Source organism: Empedobacter sp. UBA5528 (assembly GCF_002426075.1).
GTDB classification, from domain to species: Bacteria; Bacteroidota; Bacteroidia; order Flavobacteriales; family Weeksellaceae; genus Empedobacter; species Empedobacter falsenii_B.
The window spans coordinates 19,175-34,840 of the sequence record NZ_DINY01000057.1 but is presented as its reverse complement, the minus strand read 5'-3'; the positions used below and the strand labels follow the sequence as shown (position 1 = coordinate 34,840).

The 15,666-nt window shown below is 30.3% G+C and carries 13 protein-coding genes and 2 pseudogenes; 5 read left to right on the top strand and 10 right to left on the bottom strand.

From position 1 onward, the window contains the following. Positions 1–37 precede the first annotated feature (37 nt). Together B4L98_RS12325 and B4L98_RS12320 are read left to right on the top strand one after the other, a co-directional pair. Positions 38–706, top strand: a complete 669-nt coding sequence (locus tag B4L98_RS12325) for a sensor histidine kinase (protein WP_312068482.1) — start codon at positions 38–40, stop codon at positions 704–706. Continuing rightward, a pseudogene (locus tag B4L98_RS12320) lies at positions 703–1,460 on the top strand (LytR/AlgR family response regulator transcription factor). The gene B4L98_RS12325 and the pseudogene B4L98_RS12320 overlap by 4 nt, the downstream one beginning before the upstream one ends. A 37-nt stretch (positions 1,461–1,497) precedes the next feature. On the opposite strand, the pseudogene B4L98_RS12315 reads toward B4L98_RS12320, so the two are convergent. Next, a pseudogene (locus B4L98_RS12315) lies at positions 1,498–2,403 on the bottom strand (DUF6268 family outer membrane beta-barrel protein). A 305-nt stretch (positions 2,404–2,708) separates the two neighbouring features. Here B4L98_RS12315 and B4L98_RS12310 point away from each other — a divergent pair. Continuing rightward, positions 2,709–3,164 carry a DUF4442 domain-containing protein gene (locus tag B4L98_RS12310; RefSeq protein ID WP_291078333.1) on the top strand — a complete coding sequence of 152 codons (456 nt, stop codon included), beginning with the start codon at positions 2,709–2,711 and terminating at the stop codon, positions 3,162–3,164. A gap of 353 nt (positions 3,165–3,517) precedes the next feature. On the opposite strand, the gene B4L98_RS12305 is transcribed toward B4L98_RS12310, so the two are convergent. Continuing rightward, positions 3,518–4,999: a PLP-dependent aminotransferase family protein gene (locus tag B4L98_RS12305; RefSeq protein ID WP_291078331.1), complete on the bottom strand. Its 1,482-nt coding sequence runs from the start codon at positions 4,997–4,999 to the stop codon at positions 3,518–3,520. 86 nt (positions 5,000–5,085) lie between these two features. On the opposite strand from B4L98_RS12305, the gene B4L98_RS12300 reads away from it, so the two are divergent. After that, positions 5,086–6,945: a TonB-dependent receptor plug domain-containing protein gene (locus B4L98_RS12300; RefSeq protein ID WP_291059821.1), complete on the top strand. Its 1,860-nt coding sequence runs from the start codon at positions 5,086–5,088 to the stop codon at positions 6,943–6,945. A gap of 126 nt (positions 6,946–7,071) precedes the next feature. Further along, positions 7,072–8,058, top strand: coding sequence for a lipoate--protein ligase (locus B4L98_RS12295; protein ID WP_219035158.1), 987 nt, complete (start codon positions 7,072–7,074; stop codon positions 8,056–8,058). A gap of 413 nt (positions 8,059–8,471) precedes the next feature. On the opposite strand, the gene B4L98_RS12290 is transcribed toward B4L98_RS12295, so the two are convergent. The 8 genes from B4L98_RS12290 to B4L98_RS12255 all read right to left on the bottom strand — a co-directional run bounded on the left by B4L98_RS12290 (position 8,472) and on the right by B4L98_RS12255 (position 15,658). Beyond that, entirely contained in the window at positions 8,472–9,104 is a 633-nt protein-coding gene (locus B4L98_RS12290) for a response regulator transcription factor (RefSeq protein ID WP_125349324.1), read from the bottom strand. A 3-nt stretch (positions 9,105–9,107) separates the two neighbouring features. Beyond that, entirely contained in the window at positions 9,108–11,378 is a 2,271-nt protein-coding gene (locus B4L98_RS12285) for a histidine kinase (RefSeq protein ID WP_291049286.1), read from the bottom strand. Between the two features lie 122 nt (positions 11,379–11,500). Next, a complete protein-coding gene (locus B4L98_RS12280) occupies positions 11,501–12,094 on the bottom strand; it encodes a hypothetical protein (RefSeq protein ID WP_291049288.1) in 594 nt (197 codons plus the stop codon). Positions 12,095–12,390: 296 nt separating this feature from the next. Further along, positions 12,391–12,951 carry a hypothetical protein gene (locus B4L98_RS12275; protein ID WP_291065964.1) on the bottom strand — a complete coding sequence of 187 codons (561 nt, stop codon included), beginning with the start codon at positions 12,949–12,951 and terminating at the stop codon, positions 12,391–12,393. After that, positions 12,948–13,130: a YqaE/Pmp3 family membrane protein gene (locus B4L98_RS12270; RefSeq protein WP_125349329.1), complete on the bottom strand. Its 183-nt coding sequence runs from the start codon at positions 13,128–13,130 to the stop codon at positions 12,948–12,950. The genes B4L98_RS12275 and B4L98_RS12270 overlap by 4 nt, the downstream gene beginning before the upstream one ends. Next, positions 13,127–13,798 (bottom strand): NAD-dependent epimerase/dehydratase family protein, encoded by a 672-nt coding sequence (locus B4L98_RS12265; RefSeq protein ID WP_221856593.1) that lies wholly within the window; start codon positions 13,796–13,798, stop codon positions 13,127–13,129. The genes B4L98_RS12270 and B4L98_RS12265 overlap by 4 nt, the downstream gene beginning before the upstream one ends. Positions 13,799–13,801: 3 nt before the next feature. Continuing rightward, complete coding sequence (locus B4L98_RS12260) at positions 13,802–14,680, bottom strand: flavin reductase family protein (RefSeq protein ID WP_291065967.1); 879 nt, start codon at positions 14,678–14,680, stop codon at positions 13,802–13,804. 9 nt (positions 14,681–14,689) lie between these two features. After that, positions 14,690–15,658, bottom strand: a complete 969-nt coding sequence (locus tag B4L98_RS12255) for a fumarylacetoacetate hydrolase family protein (RefSeq protein ID WP_219035164.1) — start codon at positions 15,656–15,658, stop codon at positions 14,690–14,692. Positions 15,659–15,666 lie beyond the last annotated feature (8 nt).

Here is a 15,666-nt window from a genome sequence, read left to right as displayed (position 1 = left end):
TACGAAGTCATGAAGTACGACACCTGCATCTTTATTAATAATTGGTACTGCTTGTGGAATTCGTTTTTATCAAGAACATGGAAAAATTGAGCGTGATCATATTTTACTTCAACAAGATCATTTAGAAAATCAACTCAAATTATTACAAGATCATGTTAATCCTCATGTGATGTTTAACATATTGAATCATATTCATATTTTATTGAAAAAGGATACCGAACTAGCTTCATTCTTACTACTTAAATTCTCGGATATTTTACGTTATCAACTTTATGAATGCAACAAAAACGAAGTCGTGTTAGAGAATGAAATTCAGTATTTAAAGGATTTGATTGATGTAGAAAAATTACGCTGGGGCAATGAAATTGATGTTTCCACTTCATTCACCATAATGAATAAAAAAGCGATGATTGCTCCTTTGTTATTGGTGCCTTTTATAGAAAATGCATTTAAACATGTAAGTAGAGTTCCCGATTATAAAGGATTTATCAAAATAAACTTTAACGAAAATAACAATCAAATTCATTTGAGTATCGAAAATACGTATGCTAAAATTCCTATTCAATCTAAAAGTGTAGGTGGAATTGGATTACAAAATGTAAAAAAGCGACTAAATTTAATTTATCCTGAAGCTTATCAATTAAATATTACTGAAAATGGACAATTATATAAAGTCTATTTAACTATTAATTTATCTTCAACATGACTACAACACATCTAATTTCAAGAAAAATGAAATGCTTGATTGTTGATGATGAACCTTTGGCTCGTCAGCATATCAAAGATATGGCGGAACAAATTGATTTTATAGAAATTATACAAACTTGTTCAACAGCTCTAGAAGCAACTACATATGTTACAGAAAGCACAATTGATCTAATTTTTTTGGATATTAATATGCCTTATCTTTCTGGTCTCGAATTTTTGGAACAAATCGAAAATCCACCACTTTGTATTTTCACTACCGCTTATTCCGAATATGCTCTTGAAGGATTTCGATTGCAAGTAGTTGATTATTTACTAAAACCAATTGCATTCAACCAATTGCATTCAACCGATTCTATCAAGCTGTTAATAAAGCTTATCAAATATTTTTACTTAACGAAAAAATAAAGCATGGAACTATTCTCAATGATCCCTTTCTATATGTACGACAAGGAGATACTTTTACCAAAATTTCTTGGGTAGATATTCTGTATGTAGAAAGTATGCAAAATTATGTAAAACTACATTTCAAAGATAAATCTATTCTAATTCACCAAACCATGAAAGTATTAGAAGAATCTTTACCAATGAATCATTTTTTTCGAATACATAAATCTTTCTTAGTGAATGTTACACATATAGAGATAATTTCTGGAGGTCGAATTTATATTGGCAAACATGAACTTCCTATTTCTAGGAATAAAAAGGATGAGTTACTTAATCAAGTTGTTTATAAAAAATTAATTAGTAAATAAAAACAGCCTCAATAAATTTTGAGGCTGTTTTATGTGATTAAGGTAAGTTCCAACGTAAACTCAGCGCAGAATAAAAGGTTGTCGAAAAACGAGGATCTGCAATTTCCTTCTTTCTAAAAAGACTCTTTAAGTTTCTTTCATTTTCAGAAAAAGATCGTACCAAAGTCGTTCCTCCTGTTAATTGGAGTTTTAGCGAATTACTCAATTTTATTTCAGGACGTAAACCAGCAACAACTTGCTGATAACCTACTAATAATGATTTGCCTTCTTTGGATCTTTCAGCAACCATTCCACTAAGATTTACCACGCTTTTCAAAGCAAAGTTTGTTGTCATTTGGTAACCTGCTTCTACACCTTCTGGAAAATTAATATTCACATTGAATTTGTCACCTCCAGTTTTTCAATCAAAATAAATTCCTGGCATTACCATAGGAACTCCAAAGTTATTCGATAATACAGGTCCTAACCCTAAAGCTAATTTTGGATTAAAATGTTTAATAAATAAAACACCTCCTTGACCCAAAATATCATCGGTAGATATATTTTCCATATCAGTGTAAATACCTACTGAAGCCATTGTCAAAATAGACCATGAAGAACTAATAGGTGAAAAGTATTGTAAACCAATTTGACTATTCAACATTTCTGAAGGAAATAATTGTTCTTCATAATTTTTATTGTTCATTCTTGCATATGCAGTACTAAATAGCAAAGACCAGTTGCTATATTTTCCATCTTTCAATTCTTTCGTATATAAAGGAATTTTCAAACTCACTTCTGCTTTTTTGAAATCGCTTTTAGAATCTGTTTTTAAACTATCTATTGGACGTATATAATTGGAAAATGGAACATATTCCATTTTTAATTTACCTCTAATTTTATTTTGTGCATTCAAGAAAGTAGTCAATAAACTAAACGCGGAAATTAAAATGTTTTTTTTCATCTTTTTTTGCCAAAGAGAGGAGTTTTAATAGTAAAAAAATAAATTAATTGACGAATTACTATTCCTGATTGATATACGGTGATAGAAGAACGATATCATTATTTATAATCTAAAGTCGAGAATGAAAGACAAGAGTTTTTTGATTACTTTTTTGCGCTCTAAATATCGATGAATTGCATCTTCTCCTCCTAGTAGAATAAGGCGTAATGAATAAATAACTTTAGAATTAATTTCTTCAATAATTGAAGAAAATCAAATAAAACATTTACTTTTATTATATTAACCCTTTTTGATATAATGAGAATATGAACAAAGAATTTTTTAAAAATATACTGACAACTCAAATTCCGATTGCGTGGATTGCTGGAGTTCGTTTGGAATCGTGGGAAGAAAATAAAGTTTCGTTACGAGTAAAATATGGATTCCTTAATCAAAATCCGTTCAAAAGTATGTTTTGGGCGGTGCAAGGAATGGCAGCAGAATTTTCTTCTGGTTTGATGGCAAATGCTAAGATTTCTAAATCAGGTGAAGATATATCGATGTTGGTTTTGGGAATGCAATCGAAGTATTTGAAAAAAGCTATTGGTAAAATTGTGTTTACTTGCGAAGATGGAGAAAAAATAGACGCAGCTATAAAAGAAGCGATCGAAACGAAGAAAGGTGTATCGCTAAATGTGACAAGTAGAGGCGTAGACGAGGAAGGAGATATTGTTTCAGAGTTTCAGTTTACGTGGACATTCAAGTTGAGAGATAAAAAATAATGAAACCAATACTTAAAACATTTTTAATTTCTGTACTATTTAGTTTTATTGTTTCTTTTGTAAGTTGTTTAGTATTATTTCTTCACGAATCCTACAAAAGTTATGGTTCAATTCGTATTGTAAATTTTTCTAGTGTTATGTATTTTATAATTCAGTATTCATTTTTAGTTGTTTTACAGTTGATTATACTTAATTTTTTGGTTGGAATTATGCTAAAAAAATTCAAAATCAGACTATCAAAACAATTTATAATTTATGCTTTTTTAGCGTTGATTTATTTTATAGGAATTAATTATTACATTGATTTTAGATTAATTGTAATTAATCCTACATAAAAATATAAAGGCTGAAATTTATTCAGCTTTTTTTGTGATTTCTTGTTTCAAAATTGAAATTACTTCATCTATTTCTTCAAAATTTAGATGCGCAAATCCAAGGCGAATTCCAGTTTGATGTTGGGTTTGATATAAAATTGTTTGTGGAATAAACAATTCATTTTTTAAACAATTTCGTTTTAATTCCATTAAATTTATAGGTTGATTAAAATTAATCCAAACAGCTAAACCTCCATTTGGACTAGTAAAACTGATAAAATCATTTAATTCCGTTTTCAATTTCTGACAAAAATAATCGCGTCGTTCTCGATAGGTTTTACGATGTTTTTTTAGGATTCGATTTATTTCACCTTCACTAATCATTTCACCTAAAACTTGTTCGATAAATGGATCAACCTGTTGATCAAGAATTGATAAGTGTTTCTTCGCTTCAAGAATTAGATTTTTCGGTGCTACAATAAATCCAATTCGGTAACCTGGTGCAAGGTAATGACCAAATTTTCCAGTATAAAGAACCATTCCATTTTGATCCGAACTTGCCAAAGGTAAAATTGGATGATTGCTGTAATGGAAATCAAAATCGTAATCATCTTCCACAATTGCAAAACCAAATTCCTGCGAAAGTTGTAGTAATTCAACTCTTCTTTGCGAACTTAATGTAACCGTTGTAGGATAATGGTGATGCGGTGTAACGTAAACAATTCGTATCGGAAATTGCTCGCATAATCTTCTTAAATCATCGGTGTCAATTCCAAATTGATCCGTTTTTATTTGTTTGATTTTAGCAAATTGTGTCTGAAAAATCATGTTACTTTTATAGTAACTTAAATTTGCGACAGCGACAAAATCATTTTGTTTTAGTAGAATTTCAGCAATTAAAAAAAGTGAAATTTCCGAACTTCTCGTTACCAAAATATTTTCTTTCGAAATATGTAAACCTCGTGTTAAATTGAGATAATTCGCTAAATTCTTTAAAAAATAATCATTTTTGGAATGATTTACTTTTGAAATTGAAGTTTTTCGTTTTAAAATAGCTGAATATAATTTAGCAGGAAGTTTTAATTCTGCTAACCGATGATCGATTGATCCATCTGTTAAATATAATCGTTGATTAAAATTTTCGTACGGATTATCCAAAAGTATCGATTCTTCAAATTGAAAACCCGTTCTATCAGGATACAAATTGATTGAAAACTGTTTTGGAACAATCGTTTTCTGAAACTGTTGAGAGGCGTGACTCAATACATAACTTCCTCTATTTGGAACGATTTCTATCCAACCTTGGGCTTCAAGTTCTTGAAAGCTATTGACAATTGTATTGCGATGAAGTGTTAAAATCTCACTTAATTGCCTCGTTCCAAGTAATTTTGTTCCACTTGGAATATAGCCTAATTGTATAGCTTTAGCCAGTTGATTCGCTAATTGAAGATAAATCGGTGTATCCGAATTACGTTCGATTTCGATAAAACTTTTGTATGGTATTTCAGCCGGACTATTCATTATCTGTAAACTGGTATATTATGGCAGATCGGAAAGGTACTACTTTTGCGTCAGATTTAACTCAATTAATTAAATAATTAGTAAAAATGAAGAAGATTACTATGGTATTGTGTTTAGCTGCACAAAGTATTTTTGCACAAAATGTGAATGATACCATTGCGATAGGTGAAGTTTCTATTTTAGATAACCGTCTGAATACGCCACTTTCTAAAGAAAATAGAAACATTTATGTATTAAGTAAATCAGAAATTAACAAATTACCTGCACGTTCTTTACAAGATGTGTTGCAGTATGCATCTGGAATAGATTTGCGTCAACGTGGTCCATTCGGAACGCAAGCTGATATCTCGATGGATGGTGGAAGTTTTGAGCAAACATTGATTTTGTTGAATGGTGCAAAAATTATGGATCATCAAACAGCTCATAATGCGCTAAATCTTCCCATTCCACTAGAGGCGATTGACAGAATTGAAGTGGTACGTGGTCCGGCTGCTCGTGTTTATGGAAATAATAGTTTGACAGGTGTGATAAATATTGTCACGCGTCAACCAAAGAAAACAGGAGTTTATGCGAATACTTATTTTGGAACAAATTTTAAGAAAGATAGTGAAGATACGGACGATACCTATACAAGTAGAGGTGTGCAACTTGGCGCGAATTTGGCAAAAGAAACGCATCAACATCAGTTGTATGTGAGTCACGATTGGGGAAATGGATACCGATACAATACAGCATACGAAAACAATAAATTGTATTATCAAGGAAACTTTCAGTTTGATGATGCAAATAGTTTAGTTGCTTCGTATGGTTATGTGAAAAATGGTTTCGGATCAAATGGTTTTTATGCTTCACCTGGTGATAAAAATTCGAAAGAATTGGTAGAAACAACGTTAGTTAATATTCAATCAAAACATAAATTATCGGATCGAATTTCATTAGCACCACGAGTGAGTTATCGTTACAATTTTGATGATTATCGCTATTATAAAAATGATTTGAGTAAAGCACGTTCTTTGCATTATTCAAATTCTATTTCGGGAGAAGTAAATTCGACGTATCAATTGAATAAAGGTCAAATTGGAGTAGGAGTTGAATACCGAAATGAGCAAATTTCATCAACTAGTATCAAAAATCATACACGCGATAATGTTGGATTTTATGCGGAATATAAAACGGATATTACACCAAAATTGAATGTAAATGTCGGAACATATGTTAATTATAATTCGCAATATGGTTGGCAAGCATTTCCAGGAATTGATGCGAGTTATGCGGTAAATTCGAACTTGAAATTAATGGTAAATGCAGGTACAAGTCAGCGAATTCCTTCGTTTACAGATTTATATTTGGATCAGCGACCAGGAAATATTGGGAATGCAAATGTTGAATCTGAAAAGGCATTTCAAACAGAAATTGGTTTCAAATACAACAAAAGAAATTGGACGTTTAATGCCTATTATTTTTATCGTTCGATCACAGATTTTATCGATTGGGTACGTTTAACATCTAATGAACCTTGGCAAGCGCAAAATTTTGGAGATTTGAGAACACATGGATTTAATACGAAGGTTTCATATTTAGCAAACCTTTCTGCGAACCAGAGTTTGAAATTTTCTTTGAGCTATTCTTATCTTGATCCTGAGTTTAAAAATGTTGATGATCAATACAATTCTAAATATAAAATAGAAAGTTTAAAACATCAGTTAATCAATACAATAGATTATGCAATCGGAAGAACTACTTTAAGTTTAGCGAATCGTTATAATACACGTCAATCATATAAATCTTATTGGATTACTGATGCAAGAATTAATCATTCATTCAAAAATAATTTGAGTATTTATTTTGATGCACAAAACATTTTTAATACTACGTATAACGAAGCTGGAGCCATTCCGTTGCCAACAACTTGGATGAGTTTAGGAATTAAATTTACAGGGATTTAGATGATGACAAACATTTAATATTCTCTTTAATAGTTTATATTATAAATGCGATGAGACAACTTTTTTAGGAAAGTTGTCTCTTTTTCATTCCATAAATTTCTTCCTAACTTTGCAAAAATAAATTGTATGATTATCATCGATTCGCCATCTCATGATGCGTATTTCAATATAGCTTTAGAAGAATATTTATTGTACCACTATCCAACAGAAGATATTTTTTTGCTGTATATCAATGCTCCGTCAATAATTGTCGGAAAATTTCAGAATACATTGGCAGAAATTAACTTGGATTATGTGACTGAGAATAATATCAAAGTTGTTCGTCGCATGTCGGGTGGTGGAGCTGTTTATCATGATTTAGGGAACCTAAATTTTTCTTTTCACACATTATTAGGACAGAATGATTTTATGGATTTTTCAACATTTACCGAGCCTATCATCAAATTATTAAATAGTTTGAATGTTCCTGCAAAATTGGAAGGAAGAAACGATTTGTTAGTTGATGGTAAAAAGTTTAGTGGAAATGCAAAATTGGCTCGTAATGGAAAAATGATTCAACACGGAACGATACTTTTTAATTCGGACATGTCAGTTTTAGGCGATGCATTAAAAATTAATCCATTAAAATATGTGGATAAAGCCATCAAATCTAATCGTGCACGTGTGATTAATTTGATCGAATATTTTCCAAATGAAATGACGACGGACGAGTTGAAAGCTTTGTTGATTGATGAAATGTTAGAAACAAATGAAGGAGCGACAATTTATCATTTAACAATCGAAGATTTGAATGGTATTGCGAAATTGATTGAAGAAAAATACCAAACATGGGATTGGAATTTTGGTTTTTCACCAAAATATAATTTCAAAAATGCAAAGAAAATTCCAGCAGGTTTTATTGAAGTTCACTTGGATGTAGAGCGAGGCGGAATAATTGAAAAAGCTAAAATATTTGGTGATTTCTTCGCTTCAGAACCGATTGAAGGTTTAGAAAATAAACTAATTGGTGTTAAACATAACGAAGAAGAAATTACAAAAGTTCTGAATTCTATTGATGTAACAGATTATTTTGGAAAGGTTACAGTAGACGAAATTTTAGAATTATTTCGATAAAATTATAAGCCAAATTTTTATGAAAGTTTGGTTTTTTGATTTCAATTTTACTTCTAGATAAAAAATTCTGTTTCTTCTTAAGAAATTGTTGAATCCTTTCTGGATACTTGTTTTTTTACATTTTAGATGAAAAATCGTTTTGAAAACTTACTTGATCTAATTTTAACCTTCCTATTTCTCAGTTTTTTGCAAAAATAAAGACGGAAGAGCTCACGACTTTTAGTTAATTAGTAATATAAAAAAAATCGCTTAAGTAGAGAACTAAGCGATTTTTCAATAGATGTAGTTAAGGTAATAAGAATTGGTTAGTAATCTTATTTTGGGTTGTTTAGTGGTTGAAATATAGATTGTTATTTCTTTTTCAAAATTGATAAAAATTTTAGAATTAAAATATCCCTATTTATAGGTATTTTTTAAGGTTTTGAAATCAATCCATATTCTATTGCTGATGTGATTGCTGAACTTAAATTTGATGTTTTAAATTTTTCGATCAAATTTTTTCGATGACTATCTACCGTATGTGTACTAATAAATAACTTATCTGCAATTTGTTGTGTTGTTAATCCTTGTGCAGCTTCAATTAAAACCTCTTTTTCGCGACGCGTCAATTTCGGAATCGTATTCAAACCATCTTTTTCCTTTTTACTCATCACATTTTTGGTTTGTGAACAAAGAAATTTCTTTCCATCAAAAATAGAATTAATTCCTTCTAATATTTCGTCAACAGAAGCATTTTTCTGAATATAACCCGAAGCACCTTCTTCCAAACAACTATTAATTACAGCGTATTCATTGTGTACGCTCAACATAATAATGTGCATATCAGGATATTTTTTCTTGAAAGGTTTAATCAATTCAATACTATTAGTATCCGATAAATTGATGTCTAACAAAAGAATATCAATTTCTGTTGTTTTTAAGGCTTCTTGTAATTGTTGAGCCGAAGCATAACAATCGACCACTTGTAAGTTTTGTTGATTACTCAAAATATTTCGCAAACCTTCTAATAATAAAGGATGATCGTCTGTGATTGCTATTTTTATCATAAGTTATATTTTAGGAAATTGGAACTCTATACTTGTTCCTAAATCGATTTCTGAATGTATATTTAATTGTCCTTTTAAAAATTGAATGCGTGATTGAATATTATGTAAACCTGCTGATTTCGTTAGTTTTGTATTATTCATGTCAAAGCCTTTCCCATCATCTTCAACGGTTACAGAATAGTTTGTCTCATCTTCTACAAATTGGATGATAATTTGTGCTGCATTTGCATGTTTAATGGCATTATTTACTAATTCTTGAATGATACGATAGACCAATAATTGATTTTCTTTGTCAAGAGAATTAGTATAGCTCAAAAATTGAACATCAATATCCAATTGTTCATTTGACATTCGGATTGCATATTCTTTTAAGGCTTCTTCCAAACCATATTTCAACAACAAATCTGGCATTAAATTATGTGCTACACGACGCAATTCATCAACTGCTCCATCTAATTGATGAATGGATTTTGCCATATCCTTTTTAGAATGATTGTCAATTTTATCGTTGAGATGCGTTAATTGAATTTTTGTTCCAGAAAGTAAGCCACCTAAACCGTCATGTAAATCACGTGCAAGACGAGCACGTTCTTGCTCTTGACCATCAAGAAGTGCTGTTAAAGTAGATATTTTAGAATTTTGACGTTCTTGTTCAATTTCCAATTTATACAATTCTTCACGTTGTTTTAGATGTTTGTTGCGTTGTTTTAAGGCATAAAGCAAAAGAGCAAGTAAGGCGATGAAAAAGATAATCGAAAAGATGTAATATTTGTTTAATTTATTTTTGAAATTAAGTTCGGTGATATAATTAACCAATTCATCCTTTCTATTTTTATTTTCTAGTTTAGAAAGCCTTAAATTTTGTTCAGAAATCGTTAATTCTTGTGAACGTTTATCGGATTCTAATCGAGTTAATTTTAATTGTTTACGTTGAAATTCTTCACTTAATCTAGAATTTTCTAATTCTTGTTCTTGTTGAATTCCTAATGAATGCATTAGTTGAATTTGTTGTTCTTTTTTCTCAGCTTCTAATTGCAAACGAATCATTTGTTGTTGCTGACGTTCTTTATCAAACTGTGCTTCCAAACGTTTACTGATTTGCGCTTGCTCGTTATCATAAATTTCTTTGTAAGTGGAAGTGTACAATTTATAATAACGCAAGGTTTCTTTGTAATTTCCTTCACGATCTTCAATATCAGATAAACTCAAATACAGAGAAAGCAGAATATTCTTGTCTGGAATTGTATTCTCGTTGACTTTTATAAGCGAATTAAGTAAATAATTTTTTGCAGTAGAAACTTCGTTATTTTGTAAAGATAATTCTGCTAAAATACCATTAGCAGCAGCAACGTGATCGGATTGATGATTTTGTTCAGCAATTTCTTTGGCTAAATACGCATATTTGATAACTTTTACTTGATAGTTTTTGGGATAAAACTGAAGATATAAATTGGCTAGATTAATAGCTACAAACGACAAGTCTGTCGCTGTAGCCATTTCACTTTTGTTTTTATAATACGTATTTATAGCGTTAGTATAATATTTTTCAGCTAAATCTCGTACAAAAATATTTTTCTCATTTTGCATAAATTTTTGCTCGTACATGTATCCAATCGACATATAAGAAGCAAAAATTAAATTAGGATTATTTTGTTTAAGTGCTACTTCTAGAGCAAGTTTGCTGTACTTTTCTTGTAATTCATAATCATCCCATCTCGAATAAATTCCAGTCAATTCGTTATAAATAGAACTCATTCGTGTAAGAACAGTTGGCGTAACAGTAGCTTTATCTAGAAATTTAAGACCATCAATAAAGTTTTTTACAGCCTTAGAGTCTTCATTGTTTCTTAAATTCAACCATCCTTCGCAATATTTAACATATCCTTTTGTTGAATAATCAGTTGTGCGTCCGCTGTAATAAATTGCTTTTTGCAAATTATAATTTGTTGCATTCAAATTATCATCAATACGATTATTCATTGCAGAAACAGCATGTAAATATGCAGCATATTTTCCATCACTCAGTTTTTCGGCGCTAGAAATATTTTGTTTCAAAACAGCGAAAGCTTTTTCTTTTTGATTATTAAATAATAAAGCTTGCGCATATTTTCCTGTTATTTCGTATCGTTCAATAGAATTAGGAGCTGTTTTATTATATTGATTCTCAAAATTAATCAGTACTTCTTGTGCATTAGCAATTCCACTAATAGCGCATAAAATGACGACTATAAGTTGAAATAAAAGATTTTTTAAAGCACTATTACTTTTTAACATATTGAGATGTTGAGTTTATTTGAGCTAATATAATGTCTTTTGTAGAATCAAAGAAACTAAAACAATCCGAAGAATGTTTTAGTTTGTACATAAGTTGAGGTAGGTTAGGATATAGATTATTGTTATTTCTTAAAATTAATATGAACGTCGAAAAATTCACCCTTTTGAAGAATTCCGTCTAAATTTCGATCAATAATTAAAGCAATATGTACTTGATCGTTGTCGTAAATATTCCAATCCATTTCAGCGTCATATTGATAAACACCTTTTAATGTCCATTTGTAAATATCCCAATTTCCAGACGTTCCAATTTTATCCACACGTTTTTCATTATTTGAAACATAATATAAATATTGATGTCCATCATACGATAAAAACGGATAATATATGACTTGGTTTTTCTCTGCAGCAAAACCACTACTAGGTTCAAAATATGGTATGCTTTCTATTTTTATTCCTTCTTGAAAATTAACATCAGCCGAACTATCAGTCACTAATGCTTGTGCAGCGTAAAACAGATTTTTCTTTTCTTGATAAGGTTTATTTAGATATTCAATACTAAATTCTTCAGGACGAAGCGTAATTGTTTGATCAGCTTGATTAATATTAAATGTTTTATTTCCTTGTTTTATTATAATATTATTAGTTGTATATTCTTGTGCATTTCCAAAAGAAGGCAAAAGACTACAAACCATTAGAACCATTATTTTTTTCATCTACTTTTCTATTCTGATAGTGCTAAATTATTTCGAAAATTCTTCAAAAAACTCACTATAATTATTGAATTTACTAGATTAAATCGTAAATAAAAGAAATAACGAATTTATTTTAACTAATGGTACAAGAATAACAACTGTGTACAAATATCAAAAAGTAGATGAAAATACGCTGGTGTTGATAGAATATCGTGATAAAAATAATGATGGGAAAGAAGATAAAATCTTAAATTATTATGAACATAAATAACGCAAAAAGACAGCTTAATTAGTTGTCTTTTTTATTAAAAATTATTTCAATTTTGCGAGAAAACAATATAATTCCTTGCTAATTTATCTTTGTCAATATCAAACAAATGCAATTCAATTTCTTGTTGAATTTTCTTTAAATCTTTAATTGGTATTAATATCGAAGTCTGAAAAATAACTTCTGGTAATTGAGAATCTTCTAAATAATCAATGAAAACTAAATCTCCAACATCTAAATCATTTTCATTTTTAATTTTCTGAATTGCAAAATCTAATTTTGAATACTTAATAGAAGAATATTTTGTTTGATATAAACCAAAATCTCGATTATAACTAATTGTCTTATTATTGATAATAATATTCTCTTTTCCATAAATATTCCACAGAAAATATCGAATAATAAAATAGAAAATAAGGAAGCTGATTATAGAAATTGGAACAAAGAAATTTTGCGGCTCCGAATCAATTATTGTGATTAAACTAATCGGAATTGAAATCATCAATAAAATGCAAAAGAACAAAAAGAATTTTCTCCTTTTAGAAGGATTAATTTCTAAAGTGACGTACAAATTGATAGAATCTTTTGCTATTTTATATTGATTTATCATCTATTCAATTGTTTGATTCTTGCTTTGTTTCGTCCGTCCAAAAGTGATGCAACAGCCCAAATTGCAGCTGGCAGCCATCCAATTAAGGTGATTTGTAAGATTAAGCAAATAACGCCTTGTATTATTTTTCCTCTTAAAATGAATGATAACCAAGGTAAGAGTACGGCTAATATGATCATTGTGTTGTATTTATTGAATTAATTATTTCGTTGTAATATAAAACTGAAACTTTTTCAGAGTTTAATTGTAAATCATTTTCAAGAAGTGATTGTGCAACTTTTTCGGCTTCAATTGATTTATATTTAGATAAGTTTCCTCGTAAAAAGAAATTAATCAAAGGGAAAATTTTTGCACTGATATTCTCAGCCAAACGATATTCCGCTCGATTTCCTATCAACAAAGATGGACGATATAAGAACAATTGTTTGATATTATTCTTTTGCAAAGTTTCTTCGGCTTCGCCTTTCATTTTTAAATAAAAGTTGGACGAGTTCGCATTTGCACCAATTGCCGAAATATAATGAAACTTTGTTAACCCTTTTTGAATCCCAAGTTTTGCAAATTGATTTGGAATATCGACTTCTATTTTATGATAAGCATCTAAATCAGGCGTCTTTTTTCGTGTTGTTCCCAAGCACGAAAAAATAGAATTAATCGTTTCAATATCATCTAAATTAATATCCGAATTAAAATCAGTAACTATTTCAATCAATTTTGGATGATTAATTTGTTGAGGTTTTCGAACAATTGTGATAATAGTAGAATAATCAGGATGATTGAATAACTTTTCTAAGAGAAGAGAACCAATCAAACCTGAGCTTCCTAAAACCAATGCAGTTTTGTTCATGGTTTAAATTTTCATTAATAACCAATACCACGCACCATTTACATCTCCTTGTTCCAAAAGTTTTGCAGCAACTTGATGACGAACCTCTGCTGATTTAAACTTTTGAATATCTAATCGTTCTGTCAATTGCTCCTTGAAATTAAGAATCATTTCATCTGTAGGTAATTTTTCTACATTTCCTAATTGACCTAAATTATTACCTGTTAAATAATTAGAATTTTTCACTTCGTCAGGAAGTTGATCTATTCCCAAACCAATTGTACGCGTAGGTTTTTCGACTTCGAAGATCGATTCTGGAATAACTCGGCAATAATAATCACCTCCCATACGAGCAACTAAATCCAAATCATAAGGCGAAACTTTATCATTTTCATCCAGTAAATCCTCTTGTACATGCATGCGCACAATTTCAGCAATCACCAAATTAGCTGCACCTGGTTGATCTGTAACAGAAATTACTTCACGCACTTTACATTCAAACTGAACAGGAGATTCTGCTACACGAGGAGGTTTAACCAACTCTGAAGGTAATTCTGTAAAACCAGCTTTCACAAATTCATTTACACCTTTTGGATATTCCACACTTGCCAACGATTGTTGCTGAACCATGTTATAATTGACAATATTAATTACACATTCAGGGTGTTCCCAAACATTTTCTAATGTATGCTTTGTCGATCCATCTCTCATTTTTCGAAGTGGAGAAAATACACAAATAGGCGGATTTTGTCCCATCATATTGAAGAATGAAAATGGGCTCAAATTTACATTTCCGTCTTTATCTATCGTACTTGCAAAGCAAATAGGACGTGGAGAAATAGCGTGTTTGAAAATGTCATTAAATTGACTTGTATTTGGCTCAAAAGATTTTGTATGTTGCATAAGTTGAGTTTATTGGGTATAAAGATGAACAGAATTTACTAATTTTCCTAATCCTGTAACAGACATTTCGATAGTATCATTTGGTTGTAACCATTGTTCTTTATAAGCTGGATTCTGACGTTTTCCAGTTCCATTCAATTCAAGAAAACAACCTGTACCAACCGTTCCAGACCCTATAATATCACCAGGATAAAGTTTGACACCATACGAAATACGTTCGATAATCTCGGCGAAAGTCCAATGCATATCTTTGAAATTTCCATGAGAAACTTCAATATTATTGACTGAACAAGACATTTCTAAATCATAACAATTTCCGATATGTCCTTCTTTAGGCTCAACTTTGTATTTTTCGATTTCGTTTGGTGTTACTAAATATGGACCAAACATCGAAGCGAAATCTTTTCCTTTTGCAGGACCAAGATTCAGTTTCATTTCTTCCATTTGTAACGCACGTGCACTTAAATCATTCAAAATCATAAAACCACCAATATATTCATCTGCATGTTCTGCTTTTATATTGATACCTTCTTTTTTGATGACAATAGCGACTTCAAGTTCAAAATCCATTCGATTGAAATGTTTTTCCATGGCAATTATTTTTCCTGGACCTTGAATAGCTTGATGATTAGAGAAATAGAACACAGGAAATTGATCAAATTCTGGAATCATATCCAAACCTCTATTCAACCGAGAAGTTTCTACATGTTGACGAAACGCATACGCATCTCTAAAACTTGAAGGATGAGGTATTGGAGCCAAGATTTGAGGCTCTTTTACTAGAGCTTTCTTATGTTCACCACGATTGATTTCGTTTGTAATCTGTTGACAAATTATAAGTGAAAAATCATCATCAGCTAAAATATCAATTAGGGTAGAGGGTAAGTTGTGATTAATCTGTGTCAAATCATAGATAGAGTCTTGCAAAACAAGACCTACTTTTTCTTGTCGATTGTCTAAGAAAGTAACGAATTTCATTATTTGTT

Bases quoted from the DNA above. Each gene is read 5' to 3' on its own strand.
- B4L98_RS12295 (WP_219035158.1), top strand. From the start codon at position 7,072: ATGATTATCATCGATTCGCCATCTCATGATGCGTATTTCAATATAGCT.
- B4L98_RS12260 (WP_291065967.1), bottom strand. From the start codon at position 14,680: ATGCAACATACAAAATCTTTTGAGCCAAATACAAGTCAATTTAATGAC.
- B4L98_RS12310 (WP_291078333.1), top strand. From the start codon at position 2,709: ATGAACAAAGAATTTTTTAAAAATATACTGACAACTCAAATTCCGATT.
- B4L98_RS12255 (WP_219035164.1), bottom strand. From the start codon at position 15,658: ATGAAATTCGTTACTTTCTTAGACAATCGACAAGAAAAAGTAGGTCTT.
- B4L98_RS12270 (WP_125349329.1), bottom strand. From the start codon at position 13,130: ATGATCATATTAGCCGTACTCTTACCTTGGTTATCATTCATTTTAAGA.
- B4L98_RS12265 (WP_221856593.1), bottom strand. From the start codon at position 13,798: ATGAACAAAACTGCATTGGTTTTAGGAAGCTCAGGTTTGATTGGTTCT.
- B4L98_RS12300 (WP_291059821.1), top strand. From the start codon at position 5,086: ATGAAGAAGATTACTATGGTATTGTGTTTAGCTGCACAAAGTATTTTT.
- B4L98_RS12275 (WP_291065964.1), bottom strand. From the start codon at position 12,951: ATGATAAATCAATATAAAATAGCAAAAGATTCTATCAATTTGTACGTC.
- B4L98_RS12290 (WP_125349324.1), bottom strand. From the start codon at position 9,104: ATGATAAAAATAGCAATCACAGACGATCATCCTTTATTATTAGAAGGT.
- B4L98_RS12285 (WP_291049286.1), bottom strand. From the start codon at position 11,378: ATGTTAAAAAGTAATAGTGCTTTAAAAAATCTTTTATTTCAACTTATA.
- B4L98_RS12280 (WP_291049288.1), bottom strand. From the start codon at position 12,094: ATGAAAAAAATAATGGTTCTAATGGTTTGTAGTCTTTTGCCTTCTTTT.
- B4L98_RS12305 (WP_291078331.1), bottom strand. From the start codon at position 4,999: ATGAATAGTCCGGCTGAAATACCATACAAAAGTTTTATCGAAATCGAA.